General features: G+C 36.6%; 10 protein-coding genes. 2 read left to right on the plus strand and 8 right to left on the minus strand.

Features of this window, described 5'->3' with window-relative positions; all coding sequences use genetic code 11:
- Positions 1–350: 350 nt before the first annotated feature.
- The gene (locus tag VZL98_11445; GenBank protein WVH63289.1) at positions 351–4,055 is read right to left on the minus strand and encodes a phosphoribosylformylglycinamidine synthase; all 3,705 of its coding nucleotides are present in this window, start codon (positions 4,053–4,055) and stop codon (positions 351–353) included.
- 322 nt (positions 4,056–4,377) lie between these two features.
- Between VZL98_11445 and VZL98_11450 the strand changes: the two genes are divergently transcribed.
- On the plus strand, positions 4,378–5,622 hold the full coding sequence (locus VZL98_11450) for an ArgE/DapE family deacylase (protein ID WVH63290.1): 1,245 nt from the start codon (positions 4,378–4,380) through the stop codon (positions 5,620–5,622).
- A 136-nt stretch (positions 5,623–5,758) separates the two neighbouring features.
- On the opposite strand, the gene VZL98_11455 is transcribed toward VZL98_11450, so the two are convergent.
- A complete protein-coding gene (locus tag VZL98_11455; GenBank protein WVH63291.1) occupies positions 5,759–7,252 on the minus strand; it encodes a carboxylesterase family protein in 1,494 nt (497 codons plus the stop codon).
- A 280-nt stretch (positions 7,253–7,532) separates the two neighbouring features.
- On the opposite strand from VZL98_11455, the gene VZL98_11460 reads away from it, so the two are divergent.
- Positions 7,533–8,039, plus strand: a complete 507-nt coding sequence (locus tag VZL98_11460) for a hypothetical protein (protein WVH63292.1) — start codon at positions 7,533–7,535, stop codon at positions 8,037–8,039.
- Between the two features lie 149 nt (positions 8,040–8,188).
- On the opposite strand, the gene VZL98_11465 is transcribed toward VZL98_11460, so the two are convergent.
- The 6 genes from VZL98_11465 to mtnA form a co-directional block, all read right to left on the minus strand.
- The gene (locus VZL98_11465) at positions 8,189–8,869 is read right to left on the minus strand and encodes a PHP domain-containing protein (GenBank protein WVH63293.1); all 681 of its coding nucleotides are present in this window, start codon (positions 8,867–8,869) and stop codon (positions 8,189–8,191) included.
- Between the two features lie 237 nt (positions 8,870–9,106).
- Positions 9,107–10,429 carry a glutathionylspermidine synthase family protein gene (locus tag VZL98_11470; GenBank protein ID WVH63294.1) on the minus strand — a complete coding sequence of 441 codons (1,323 nt, stop codon included), beginning with the start codon at positions 10,427–10,429 and terminating at the stop codon, positions 9,107–9,109.
- The gene (locus VZL98_11475) at positions 10,422–11,723 is read right to left on the minus strand and encodes a glutamate-cysteine ligase family protein (GenBank protein ID WVH63295.1); all 1,302 of its coding nucleotides are present in this window, start codon (positions 11,721–11,723) and stop codon (positions 10,422–10,424) included. The genes VZL98_11470 and VZL98_11475 overlap by 8 nt, the downstream gene beginning before the upstream one ends.
- Before the next feature lie 154 nt (positions 11,724–11,877).
- Positions 11,878–12,624, minus strand: a complete 747-nt coding sequence (locus tag VZL98_11480) for an SDR family oxidoreductase (protein ID WVH63296.1) — start codon at positions 12,622–12,624, stop codon at positions 11,878–11,880.
- Positions 12,617–13,066: a cupin domain-containing protein gene (locus tag VZL98_11485; protein WVH63297.1), complete on the minus strand. Its 450-nt coding sequence runs from the start codon at positions 13,064–13,066 to the stop codon at positions 12,617–12,619. Before VZL98_11485 ends, VZL98_11480 begins: the two co-directional genes overlap by 8 nt.
- Entirely contained in the window at positions 13,066–14,139 is a 1,074-nt protein-coding gene (gene mtnA / locus VZL98_11490; GenBank protein WVH63298.1) for an S-methyl-5-thioribose-1-phosphate isomerase, read from the minus strand. Before mtnA ends, VZL98_11485 begins: the two co-directional genes overlap by 1 nt.
- Positions 14,140–14,141 lie beyond the last annotated feature (2 nt).

Genomic DNA, 14,141 nt, shown 5'->3' on the forward strand with positions numbered 1-14,141 from the left:
CCCTCAGTTAAATAGATACCCATATCCAGGGATGCTAATAATATAACTTTGTTAATAAAAAAATCATGAGAATTGTAATATAATCAAACCTCTATCGTCAAAATATATAATTAATTATTGTAATTATAAATCCAAGAGTTTTATCTTAGAACTTAAATATTACTATGAGCAACTTATCCTGTATTAGATAATAATTTATTAAGTGCGTTACTACATCCTAATCCTTTTGCTCTTTAGGGAAATTCACCTAGACATTGAGACATGCCCTCTTAACTAAAAAGGACCTATCACTATCTTAGGTCCTTTTTAGTTAAAGAAGCTGTTTTGCAACAGCTCCTTCAGCTTAGTTATTATTTTTTGAAATACTCAACTGCATTTCTAAATATATTTTGTTCCTTATTTCCGGAAATATTTTTGAGTAGTCCGTCTTCATATCTTTCGGAATGTCCCATCTTTCCAAGTATTCTACCATCTTCATTTGTCATGGCTTCTATCGCATACATTGAAGCTGATGGATTATATCTACCGCAAAGTGTCGGCATTCCCTCTTCATTTACGTATTGAGCGGCTATCTGTCCATTCTTAATTAGTTCAAGAGCTAAGTCTTCCTCGATTACCACCTTGCCTTGAGTCTGACTGAATGGAAGTGAATGGATTTCACCAGGTACAAATGAGCTCATCCAAGGGGATTTATTGGAGCTTATTCTGGTATTAACTATCTTAGAAACATTTCTATTGATATTGTTCTTGAAGATAGTGACTCCGTTATCCTCAGATTCTGTAACTCTTCCATATGGAAGGAGTCCTGATTTTACAAGAGCTTGGAATCCATTAGATATACCAAGGATTAATCCGTTATTGGCAAGGAGTTCGCCAATACCCCATTTAATATGCTCGTTTCTCAATACATTTGTAAGAAGAACTGCACATCCGTCCGGTTCATCTCCGTTCGAAAATCCTCCTACAAGTGCCAGGATTTGACTTGATGCTATGGCTTTAGCCATCTCTTTTATAGCCTTGTCGTATTCTGCCTCATTTAAAGTATTTAGTATAAATGTTTCAACTTCAGCACCTTCAGCTTCAAATGCTTTTATTACATCGTATTCTGAATTAGTTCCGGGTACGATAGGAACTAGAACTTTAGGCTTTGCAATAGCTGATTTTGCACTGATATGATTCTCTTGGGTATAAAGCGGAGTATCCAGCTCTTGAGGTTCTTGTTCTACCACTATTGGATAGATGTCTTCAAATAGTTCAACAGATGCCTTTATCGCTTCATCTATCTTGACGCCAACTCCATTGAATACAATTTCTTCTAATTCAGTAGTCTTTCCTATATTTTTAAATATACCTGCATCAAGCTCTACACTTGATTCTACTAATATGCTACCAGGCATTATCACAAATAGATTCTCATCGGTTTCAATCTCAGCGCCTATCTTGTTACCAAAGGCCATCTTAGCTATACCTTCAGCTATACCGCCATGCTTAACAACAGAAGCACTGACTACATTGCCATTATTTATCTCATTTACAAGTGCATCGAATCCCGTTCTTAGTTTTGCAAAATCAGGTTCGTGTTTTTCGTCCATTTCAGCCTTTAACAGATAGATATAATTACCTGCTGATTTAAATTCAGGTGATATTACACTATTTACATCCACTGTATTTATAGCAAAAGTGATTAAGGTTGGAGGTACGTCGATATCGTTAAATGTACCACTCATACTGTCCTTTCCACCAATAGAAGGAGTTTCCATCTCAAGTTGTGCTTTTAATAATCCAAGCAATGCTTGAGCCGGTTTGCCCCATTTCTCTCCAGCTTCACCAAGTCTTTCAAAGTACTCTTGGTTTGTAAGTCTTGCACCCTTGTAATCAACGCCGATACTTACCAATTTGGCAAGGGCTTCAACTACTGAGTAGATTGCGCCCAAGTATGGTGAATATGCAGCAATATTCGGATTATATCCTACTGCCATTGCAGATGCAGTATTGGTAAATCCTTGGGTTGGAAGTTTTTGAATAGACACTTCGTTTTCGGTAAGTTGATACTTCCCACCAAAAGGCATCAGTACTGTTCCCCTACCAATTGTGGAGTCAAATTTCTCAATCATACCTTTTTGTATTGCTGTATTTAATTGTTTTAAATTATTTAATAAACTTTCTTTAGTTAATTCTTCAACCTTTGTTTCAAAAGGATTGTCTCCATAACCATTTGTATTTATATCTACTGTTTGGGTTTGTCTAACTCCATTTGTGTTTAAGAAGTCTCTGCATAGGTCTACTATTTTCTCGCCATTGTACTTCATAACAAGTCTGTTGGTGTCGGTAACTTCAGCTACAAGAACTGCATTTAAGTTCTCTTCTTTGGCAAATTCAACCATTTTTTCGAGGTTTTCGCTTGCAATTACGATTGCCATTCTCTCTTGGGATTCAGAGATAGCAAGTTCTGTTCCCGATAAGCCTCTATATTTTACAGGTACGGCATTTAGATTAATATCCAAGCCGTCTGCAAGCTCTCCAATTGCAACTGAAACTCCACCTGCTCCAAAGTCGTTTGATTTTTTTATAAGTTTTGAAACCTTTGGATTTCTAAACAGTCGTTGAATTCTCCTTTCAATAGGAGCATTCCCCTTTTGCACTTCGCTTGAAGATTTTTTATGTGAGCTATCAGTATGCTCAACACTCGATCCTGTCGCTCCACCAACTCCGTCTCTTCCGGTATCTCCTCCGATAAGAAGGATTAAATCAGTAGGCTCAGGATTCTCTCTCAATACATTTTCCTTAGGAGCCGCACCCACTACTGCACCAAGTTCCATTCTCTTCGCTACAAATCCGTCATGGTAAACTTCTCTTACATAAGTTCCTGCAAGCCCGATTTGTCCGGCATAGTTTGAATAACCGTCAGAAGCGGTTTTGGATATAACGACTTGAGGTAGTTTATTTGGTAGGGTTTCATTGATTGGAGCTGTTATATCTGCAGCGCCTGTAACTCTCATCGCTTGATATACATAGGCTCTACCTGAAAGTGGATCTCTGATTGCTCCTCCGACACAGGTTGCAGCACCACCAAATGGCTCAATCTCTGTCGGATGATTGTGAGTTTCATTCTTAAACATTAATAGCCAAGGAACTTTAACACCGTCTTCGTCTACTTCAATTTCAATACTGCAGGCATTTATCTCATCTGAGACCTCTTGATCATCGAGTCTTCCTGTCTTTCTGAAGTATCTTCCCACGATGGTTGCCATATCCATCAATGTAATTTCTTTTTCAGTTCTTCCTGTATCTTCTCTAAGTTTTAAATATCTGTTAAATGCATCTTCAATTTGAGATTTGAAGATTCCTTCTTCTATATCAATTTTTGTAAGTTCTGTTTCAAAAGTAGTATGTCTACAGTGATCTGACCAGTAGGTATCGAGTACTAAGAGTTCAGTATCGGTTGGGTTTCTGTCCTCTGACTTGAAATATTTTTGGACATGTAGGAGGTCTTCTCTGGACATGGCAAAACCCATTGAGCCTCTGAAAGCTTCAAGTTCTTCTTCATTTTTGTCAATAAATCCTTCAAAGGTAATTACGGGATCTTCATCCGGCATCTCTTCAAACTCAAGAGTTTCCATGTCTTTAGCTCTGTTTTCAACCGGATTTATTAAGTATTTTGCAATACTATTGTATTGCTCATCATTAATATCTCCATTAAGCACGATGTATTTACCTGTTGTAACCTTAACATCACTGCTTCCGCCCAAGATCATAAGATTTTGCACTACAGCATCAGATCTCTGATCGTACTGAACCGGAAGACTCTCATAAGCAATTACTCTAGCTCCATCTACAATAGGTTCTTCAACTATACTATCAGTCTTTGCATCGGCTATTATATAGTTCTTTAATTTCACTAAGTCTTCATCATCTGCGCCGTATACATCATAAGTATTGTAGATTAGCAAATCCTTAAGACCTTCTAATCCAAGCATTGTCTTAAGTTCACTTAATAGCGACTCAGACTCAATTCTAAAACCTTCTTTTTTTGCGACAAAAATCCTGTAATTCATCATTGCCTCCTATTCTTTTGTTAAACATTAAAAGAGCATACATAAAAAAACACTTGTCTATTTTATTAATAAACGGTTTTTTTATACATGCTCTTCACCACTTCTTCAGATTTAGTATTGTTAACATTTATATTATACACATCTACGACTACTTTTTCCACTAATTTTATTATCATACTCTCCAAATAAAATGGATGGCTTATAATTAGCCAATCATCATCGATCCAAATATAAAGATTTCTTATATGATATAATAAAATTAAGTTTTCATTCAGTTATTAGTATATACAATATTTGACAACTTGTCTAAGGGGGTATTTGAGTGGAGAGATTTAAATACGGTATAGATGAAATTAAATTGATAAAGCTCTGTTCTGATTTAATAAAGATTGACAGCCAAAACCCACCCGGGGATACGAGGAGCATTATAAATTTTATAAGTGAATACCTCGCAAGTCATAATATTAAATCCACAACTTTTGAAGCATCTCCGTATAGAACCGGGCTTATAGCTTCTATCGGTTCAGAAACAGGACCTGAATTAATACTCTCCGGTCATGCCGATACAGTACCAATCGGAGATCCTACAAATTGGAAGTTGGATGCCCTATCCGGAGATATAGTAGATAATTTTCTATATGGGAGAGGGGCGAGTGATATGAAGGCCGGCTTAGGTGGTTTGATTTACACCCTAGTCCACATTAAAAGTCTGGGTGTAAAACTGTCAGGTAAACTAACTCTTGTGGTGATTCCTGACGAAGAAACAGGATCCAAGCATGGAGCCCAATACCTATTGGAAAATAAACTCATCGGTGGTGATGCTGCCATTATCGCAGAACCAACGGGGAGAAATAACCCGGGCATTGGTCAAAAAGGTTCTGCAGGTTTTAAACTAAAGATTATGGGTATTCCGGCACATTCCGCATTATCACCACTGGCAGGAAGATCTGCAATCCTCGATGCTTTTACTGCAATCAATTCAATAAAAGAACTCGTATCAAAAGAAATCCCTTACCCGGAAGATTTGGAAAAATTAGTAATTCAATCGAAAGAGTATCTCGTTGAAACCGGATATCCTGAACTAGCAGATATAATCACTTTGGTCTCCTTCAATGCAGGTAAAATCATCGGCGGAACAGCCTCCAATGTAGTACCCGAATACTGTGAAGTCGATTTTGACCTTAGAACTCCTCTCGGAATCACAAGAGATGAAGTCCTAGACATGATAGAATCCAAGCTAAACACTCTCGGAATAAATTATGAAATGACCAGAAAAGTATTTAAAGCCGATGCAAACTATACATCAGAAGACAGTAAAATAGTAAGACAGCTTTATAAGAGCATCGAAGAAATCATAACTGAATCGCCCAAAGGAATAATTCAGTATGCTGCAAGTGACTCAAGATTTTTTAGAAAGCACGGTATCCCTTCAGTGCAATACGGTCCTGGCGAAATCGAAACGATACATGGTCTTGATGAGAGAGTTTCGGTTTCCAATATCATAGAATGTACCAAGGTATACCTGTTGACATCTATCCAATACCTGAATAATAAGAATGAATTGTAATGCAAGCATATGCTGAATAGAGTTTTTAATAGTTTAAATAAAAAAGAACGACTTGTAATTAGAGCCGGTCGTTCTTTTCATTTTTTATTAAAGAGAGAACTTTATACTCCCTGCTTTTTAGTCTCGATTTTATCCTCTAACTCTTTACTCCAAAAAATTTTTTAAATAAAATCTCATAACTATCGAGTTTAGAGACCTTTTCTACGATATCCGCATGAGGGAAGGAAATCATCTCAGGCTCATTTTTATAGTGGATTATTTGTTTAGTTTCTGTATTATAATATTTGCAGTTTGGGATGGTTCCACTGCGAATAAAAGATAGCCAATCCGTTTGCAGTTTTTCCATCTCGTATTTATTTTTTTCAGTTAGCAAAATTTTCATCTTTTCATAGTTTCCAAAAAACATAGCGAGTTCTGCTCCATGATAGGCTCCTCTTATACCATCAAAAATATCCGGAACATAAGACATCCTATATCCATAAACTGGAGATGTTCTACTGAACTTTTCAAGAAGCTTGTAGCTAATAGTATGAAATGCAACCATCTCCATTATCTTAAACTGTAAATCAACCAAATTTTTGGATTCAGATTCGAGTGCATTTTTCATAATTTCGCCATAGTTTCCATATCTTTCAAGTAATGCAGCAGCTAAGTTCTCTTCTTTTTTTACAATGCCCAGTCTATTAAAAATGATTGGCATATAAAACATTGTAAATTCATCGGAGTTTGCTCCAATTAACATGGGTTTTGGAGAAAATTCACCTTTATCAAAGATGGCTCTTGGATTCTCTTTATAAAAATCACCGTCGATGACTTCATTTACAATATTTTTGATTTTTAGTCTTCTGAGTTTTCTAAGTGGCAAGGTTTTAAGTGCATTATAATCAGGCAATTTATTTTTTTCCAGCATTTCTTTATAATCTCTCTCTGCTTCATCTGCTTCTATTATTGGAACCGGCAGCGCTGCACATAATATAAGCTTGTCGAAAAATTTGCTGCTCATAGGGTTTAGAAACTGGTTCAAAGCCGATAGTGCTCCTCTGGATTGTCCCATAAGTGTAATATTGTTCGAATCCCCTCCAAAATATTCAATATTTTCTTTTATCCAAGCCAATGCTGTCTGCTGATCCAATGCTCCTCTATTAGCGTTGAGTCCGTTTTCGTCATATACGGGTAAACCTCCCAGTATTCCGAACCTATAGTTTAAAGTAACCACAACTATGCCTTTTGAAGCAATACGAGATCCATTATAAATCGGCACTGTTCCTGATCCGTTGTCGCCACCTCCATGAATAAATACGAGTACCGGCTTTTTCCCCTTAAATTCCGAAGTCCATATATTAACTACAAATGCATCCTCTGTTTGAATATCGTCATTTACCATAAACTCAGGACGTACCAGGGGATTTTTAAAGAATTTAGTAACAAACTTAGGAATTCTCCTTTGTGGAAAGCAGATGCTTTCTCTCCTATTTATAATTTCGTCATCAGTATACTTTTCTATTTTCCTTGGTTTTTCAAAACGATTTGCTCTGGCATAGGGTATGCTTAATATTTCATAGACTTCTTTCAGTTCTTCTTTCACAGTAGCGTAAAACTTCCCTATCAGAGTGTTTATAACCATTATCATCTGCACCTCCTTTAAAACTTTTTTTAGGGATTGTGACCTACTAAGTTTTAGATATTTATAGCAGGTGAAGTTTATCCACCTGCTATTTATTCCTTAAATTACTTTTACCCATTAATCTTCATATTTACCCTTGTAGTTTAATTATTTAACACCTGCAGGAAATGCAAATATTTAAAGTCTATTATTACTTATTTCTACACCTCTTACTCATTCTCTTCATCATGGTAAAGTTATCCAGTTTATGTTACACTTAATACAAGAATAACAGGAGGTGTGTTTAATGGATAATACTTATACTTTTGAATTTAGCAGACTACCCGAAAACTTAGAACAACTTAAAAATTTAAAAGAAGCAGGTCTTACTACAGCACAGGAAACCGGCGCTCTCACTGTTCTGGCACTTTGTGTCTACGATACCGATCCGGATACTGCGATAGAGATGCTGGATTTTCTTAGGGGTCCAAGACCTCTAAGCAATTACGAAAAACAATTCTTAAAAGATAGACTATCCGGTAAAAACTACCTTCCAATGTCTTATTTTGAAGGATCCTCTCCTCAAAACAATTATACGCCAAGTAAACCATATACAATTAATGTCAAGGCTAATAATTACAGCTATGATTTTGAATCCGAAGGACATATTACACTTTATATACAATCATCAGGAGCAGATAGTCCTAGACCTATTAAGTTTAGGTATAAACCTTCTACAAATCAGTGGTTTCTTTGGGAAGAGATGCTGCTAAGCGATATCAGAAAGCCTGCTGAACTCGATCCCTGGGCATAGGACTAAATTAATATATTATCACGTTATTGATTTATGTTTGTACTATGAAAGGATTAAATAAATCAAAGAAGATTAAGTCAATACTTTTCTTAACTTCAATAATATACTTAGGCAAATAAAAACCCCTTAAATTTAAGGGGTTCTTTCTTTTAAACTGATTCTCCAACAAGTCTGCCTGGGATATAAACTTTGCTTTTTTCTTCAATATCTATAAAAGCGTCGATATATTCTCCTTCGAAATATTGCATAGGTCTCACTTGATGAGTTTTAATAGCTTCAATGAGGTCTTTTTCGTCTCTGACTCTTCCGAAAAACTCTGTAGCAAAGAGTCCTACTCTTTTTGATAAATGGGCATCACTTGAAGCGACTATTGGAATACCTCTCTGTTTTGCACCTTCACATGCAAGTAGGTTAAGCTTTCTTGGAGTGCTTCCATTGAAACCTTCAACTGCTCCAAGTCCGGGTACTGTTTTGATCAGGTCTTCCAATCCTCTATTGTTTTTACGATAAGGATGAGCACTAAAAGCAATACCACCCGCTTTTTGGACCATCTCTAATAGTTCCCATGCATTTACCATCTCTTTAGGGAGATTATCCAGTCCAAATACTACGATATCTCCTTGTTTAGTGAGTATTTCGGCTCCTACAAATATGGGAAAGTCCACTTCTTTTGAAACTCTATGTGCATATTCCATTATATTTTGATTGTCGTGATCGGTGATACATACTGCATCCAGCCCTTTAACCCTAGCTTCAGCTATTATTTCCGTTAGGCTCATATGGCTGTCGGGAGAATGGGTTTTCTCGTGCATATGCATATCTATAAGCATGATTAACTCCTTATTAACAATTATTTATAATTTGTACGATTTGATACTATCATATTACAACATGCTATTCAAGGAATTGCTTATTAAAAAATTTTATGATTAATCGCTATTAATAAGATATCTTTATGATAATGGTTATCGATATTTTAATAATAGTATTTTTACTGATGCTAAAAAAGAGCGGATTTTCATCCACTCTTTCTTAGGGTTTTATGATTTACTTTTTTTAGTCTTAATCTACTTTTTAGTTACAAGGAAATTGGGCGTGGTATAGTACTTCCTAGCGCCACTTATCAGCGCCTCGTTTCCGATTCTCGTATAGAGGCCTTGGAACTGCTCGCCGTAGATAAACATACCCAGTACAAAGGCAAAAGGTACAATCTGTAAGTCTCCGTTTTCGTCATACTCTACGAAATCAATTTTATTCATTTCAAAGTACTCTTGATAGATATAGTTTTGACCGAGGAGTTTTCTTAAGATTCCTTCCCATTCTTCTCTAGTATGTTCTTTTCCTGCATATACCGAGTAAGACGCGTAGCCGTCATACGGCTTTAGTATATAGTTATCTTTATAAGTTCGTACCCTTTCATAATCGTCTTCTGTTATGAATTCTTCGGTAAAGGGGACATGTAATTGCAGAAATTCATTTTCTTCATCAGTTAAAAAGGCTCTTGTCTCACTCAATCTCAAGATTTTAAAGATGAGTTTGGAGTGCATAATCTGTGATCTGAATGAACCTATCATGACATATGCATCATCCAAGTATGCATCTAAAAATGGTTTTATTTCATCCTTTTTTTCCATTACATCCATGGTAACTGCTCTTCTATAGACTAGGTCAATTTTAAAGTCACCGCTGTAGATTGCTCCGTCTTTATATTCTATATCTCTTGGATCTACAATTTCGCATGGATATCCTGCGTTTTCATAGCACTCTTTGAATTTGATAAACTCGTTGGTGGTTCCCTTGTCGATAAAATCCACTATGGCTACATTTGGTTTTTGAATATCCGGTCTAGCCATATGGAATATTTCAATTGATTTTTTTACCCAAGAATCGAAAAGCTCGAATTGCTTTAATTCGTATTTTTCTTGATACTTTTTAAATCCACTGCTCTCAAGCATTATTCCGCCCAGCACCCAGTCTTCGTTCATGGCAGAAGAACCATCGGTATTGAATTCACAGAATTTATAGTCATCTATGCCATTGTAGAAAACATCATATCTGCAAATAGGAACGGGAATATCGTAACCCGGATTGTGCAGTATAAGTCTTTCCCAGTCCTCAGGAAACTTGAATAGCGCTCTATACTCCGGATTATTCACATACTCTTCGGTTACTTTTCTGGTGATTTCCATTAGTATTCCGGATATTTTCCTGAATTCGTTTAAATCATCCTCACCAATGAACATCCCCTGATAGGTTACCGGAATTGGTTTATTCTTATAGATGGCACTGGAGTTATTTACCTTCTCCTGCATCTCTAAAAAATCTTTATAGTATCCGGGATCGCTCTTTATTATATCCAAATAGTCATTGACCAATTCTCTATTAAACATTTTCCACCTCAATCTTCTCCATTTCAACTGCTGCTTTTAATCCATCTACATTATATATATCTCTAAAATCGTCTCTAGGATTCTTTCCTACTCCTGAGAGTTCCTCTATTGTTTCCAAATACTTTGCTTCATCTTCATCCAAACTGTCTTTTGCCATATAGATTAGCTGATTTGCCCAATCTACAAAACTTCTACCTAGATATTTCCCATTCATTCCATATTTTGAAGCACTTGTTTTACCGGCTTGAACATCGGCATAGCTTATGTCTTTAAATAATTCATCCAGTCTATCTAGGTTTTCATCTGAATACATCAAACCCTTTATAAGTGCTGCAGCTGACAAGTTTAGTGGATATGGCACCGCATCCATCATTCTGAATTCCAAATATCTCTTTAATCTAAGGTCAGGAAATACTATTGAGATTGCGTGGTATATTTCCTCATCACCATGAACTTCAGGATCAAATATATCCTTAAATAGTGAATCACCCGTGGATGCCAGAACTCCATCGTCATCGGTAAAAATTATATTATTATTTAGTATATAGTCAGCATATTTTCCATATGAGAAGTCCTTGTCAAATGCCGTTTTTAATACTCCGGATCTATCCAAGTCGGTGTTTTCCCAAATATGTTGTCTAACGCTGTAATTTTCATAAACTTCACTTTCAAAAATATAGGAATTGTCGTACATGGTATAGAGAATCGGTGACAATGCTGAACCAATTCTGTACTTTCTTATACAGTCTTCTTCCGAAGTAAAGTCTATTGTGACCTGTACGGCACAAGTTCCCTTCATCATATTATGTGCATGAGTTCCTCTTTTCTTGAAATACTCGTACATATATGTGTATCTCTTTTTCGGAGAGATTTTAATCTCATCGATTTTAGTTACGGGATGGTAGCCCATGGCAATAAGTTCTTGATTTTTTGATTTGAAAACAGGAAGTATTTGTCTCATAAATTCTAAGTAAAGCTTATCTAGTTCCGATATACTATGTTGCGCTTCCATGCTAATTTCAAATTGTGCAGCCGGTTCAGTGCTTATTGTATAAGGACCTCGTTCAAGCCCTAATAGGTATTCATCGTTATAATAGCCTTCCCAACCTTGTTTTTCAATGTCTTTTAGGCTTTCTTCAACTCCGTTTTTGCCGTAGTATGAAACAGTTCTAAGTGAGTTTTTATCTATTATAAAATGTTCTAATTCTATTCCTATTTTAAGATTATCCAGGGATTTTTCTCCTGATTTGAAATAATCTATAAGTCTATTTCTTTGTTCTTCTAAATTCCTCATAATCATACCCCCTTATCTAGACTGTAGTTGTTATACATGGTCTATGTTTGATTATACCCATTATTTGCGATATTATGCTATGTAGATATAATAACGATCTCTCTAATAAAAAACCATCCTCCTTAAAAGTTTGAAGGTAGATGGCTTAAGTTTTTTATTCAATTCCGCCGTCAATTCTTATAACCTGTCCTGTTATATAGTCAGATGCCGGTGAGGCAAGGAAGACTACTACAGGTGCAATGTCCTCAGGAACAGCCCATCTCTTTTTAGCAATTGAATTGGTTATATTTTCAACCAGGTCCGTTTTTTCTCTCAATCCTTTTGTATTGTCGGTGATTGTGTATCCCGGCGCAATTGCATTAACATTGATTCCTCTTGCTGCCCATTCATTAGAAAGTGCCTTTGTTATTCCGATAACCGCATGCTTGCTTGCAGTATAAGAGATACAATCAAATCCTCCACCAATCCCATGTATCGATGAGGTATTTATTATTTTCCCATATCCTCTGTCAAGCATATGTTTTCCAACGCTTTGGCATAATAGAAAGACAGCTTTTGTATTGACATCCATGACATAGTCATAGTCTTTAATGCTGTGGACTTCAGCAGGGTCAATTTTAATTACTCCTGCATTATTGACTAGTATTTCTATGCTTCCGTAAACAGCTATTGCTCTTTTAGTAATCTCTTCGATGCCTCGAGTATTCGATAAGTCGAATTCAAGTTCGGTGTAATCATATCCTTTTTCCAGCATCTCTGCTTTAGTTTGACTGCCTTCAGTTCTTACTATTCCGACTACTTTTGCACCGACACGTGCAAGTTCCAAAGCAATGGCTTTTCCCATTCCTTTATTTGTTCCGGTAACCAGGGCTACTTTCCCATCCAATCTGAATTTATCCATCTATGCCTCCATCTAAAAAGAACAGTTCATCGTCATGGTATCCGGGAGATACTACGCATGATACTAATACGAAGTCCCCGTCTAAGACCTTTGCCGTTTGCCAATATCCTGCAGGTACTTTTACTATAAAGTCTCCACTTTCAGGGTCTAGTATGAAGTTTTCCAGTCTTTTAAAACTGTCAGTCTCGGAAATCACTATCTGAAGTGTTCCGCCTGCATGCCAAAGCCAGTATTCTTCAGGTCTTAGCATATGCCACTTGGATTCATCTCCGGCTTCTAATAAATAGTAGATCAGGGATACTGCTTCCCTTTCTCCACTATAATCTCCCAATAGATGATGCGGGATTATAAACTCTCCCCTTGAAACAGGAGCAAAGTAGCCGCCTTCAGGAAGGGGTACCATATCGTATTTTTCTATAAAGAACTTAGCATCTCTTTTCATTATAGATTATTTTCCTCTTTCAGTTTTAGAATTCCTTCTTTAAACGGAGGGTAGATGATACCGTATTCTGTAATGATTCCCGTAATAAGGTCGGCATCAGTTACATCAAAAGCAGGATTATAAACATTTATACCTTCAGGTGCCATTCTCTGTTCATACCACATCTCGGTAATCTCTTCCGGCTTTCTCTCTTCTATTACTATCTCTTCTCCACTTTCTATTGAAAAATCAATGGTGGATGTTGGAGCACATATATAGAAAGGTATATTATGTCTTTTTGCAGCTAGCGCCACCATGGAAGTACCTATTTTATTGCAAGCATCTCCATTTACAGCAACTCTATCACAGCCAACAAATATAATATCCACTTTTCCCTGTCTCATAACTGTCTGAGACATATTGTCACATATCAGCGTGGTATCAATTCCTGCCGCATTGAGTTCATAAGCAGTAAGCCTGGCACCTTGAAGTAGAGGTCTGGTCTCGTCAGCAAATACTTTAATCTTCATTCCAGCTTCATGAGCAAGATACATCGGAGCTGTTGCCGTACCGTATTTTACAGTAGCAAGGCTCCCGGCATTACAGTGAGTCAAAATTCCCATTCCATCTTTTAATAATTTTAGTCCGTTTTCTCCTATACTCTTACAGACTTTTATGTCTTCTTCTCTTATTTCTGCTGCTTCTGCCATAAGAAGTTCATTTAATTCCAGAGGATTATCTCCCCCGTACCCATCCACTACCACTTTCATTCTATCCAGAGCCCAAAAAAGGTTTACAGCTGTTGGTCTGGAGGTTTCGAGATAGTTTTTGATGCGGTTAAATTCACTCTTGTATTCATCGATGTCTTCTGTTTTAATCTTCTTCGATAGTATTGCAATGCCTATGGCAGCTGCAACTCCTATAGCAGGCGCCCCTCTTACTTTGAGTAGATGGATTGCATCCCATATTGACTTTTCGTCATCCAGTTCAAGCATATTTATTTTAGTTGGTAATAGTGTTTGATCTATAATTCTAAGTGCATTTTTGTCGAAATTAAAATCGACGGTATCAAAATGCTCGAATTTCTTTTCCATTT

It is taken from the genome of Peptoniphilaceae bacterium AMB_02 (genome assembly GCA_036321625.1).
GTDB classification, from domain to species: Bacteria; Bacillota; Clostridia; order Tissierellales; family Peptoniphilaceae; genus Microaceticoccus; species Microaceticoccus formicicus.

Excerpts from the sequence above, each read along its gene's own strand:
- VZL98_11465 (WVH63293.1), bottom strand. The coding sequence starts at position 8,869 with ATGCTTATAGATATGCATATGCACGAGAAAACCCATTCTCCCGACAGC.
- VZL98_11475 (WVH63295.1), bottom strand. The coding sequence starts at position 11,723 with ATGAGGAATTTAGAAGAACAAAGAAATAGACTTATAGATTATTTCAAA.
- VZL98_11445 (WVH63289.1), bottom strand. The coding sequence starts at position 4,055 with ATGAATTACAGGATTTTTGTCGCAAAAAAAGAAGGTTTTAGAATTGAG.
- VZL98_11455 (WVH63291.1), bottom strand. The coding sequence starts at position 7,252 with ATGATAATGGTTATAAACACTCTGATAGGGAAGTTTTACGCTACTGTG.
- VZL98_11480 (WVH63296.1), bottom strand. The coding sequence starts at position 12,624 with ATGGATAAATTCAGATTGGATGGGAAAGTAGCCCTGGTTACCGGAACA.
- mtnA (WVH63298.1), bottom strand. The coding sequence starts at position 14,139 with ATGGAAAAGAAATTCGAGCATTTTGATACCGTCGATTTTAATTTCGAC.
- VZL98_11470 (WVH63294.1), bottom strand. The coding sequence starts at position 10,429 with ATGTTTAATAGAGAATTGGTCAATGACTATTTGGATATAATAAAGAGC.
- VZL98_11485 (WVH63297.1), bottom strand. The coding sequence starts at position 13,066 with ATGAAAAGAGATGCTAAGTTCTTTATAGAAAAATACGATATGGTACCC.
- VZL98_11460 (WVH63292.1), top strand. The coding sequence starts at position 7,533 with ATGGATAATACTTATACTTTTGAATTTAGCAGACTACCCGAAAACTTA.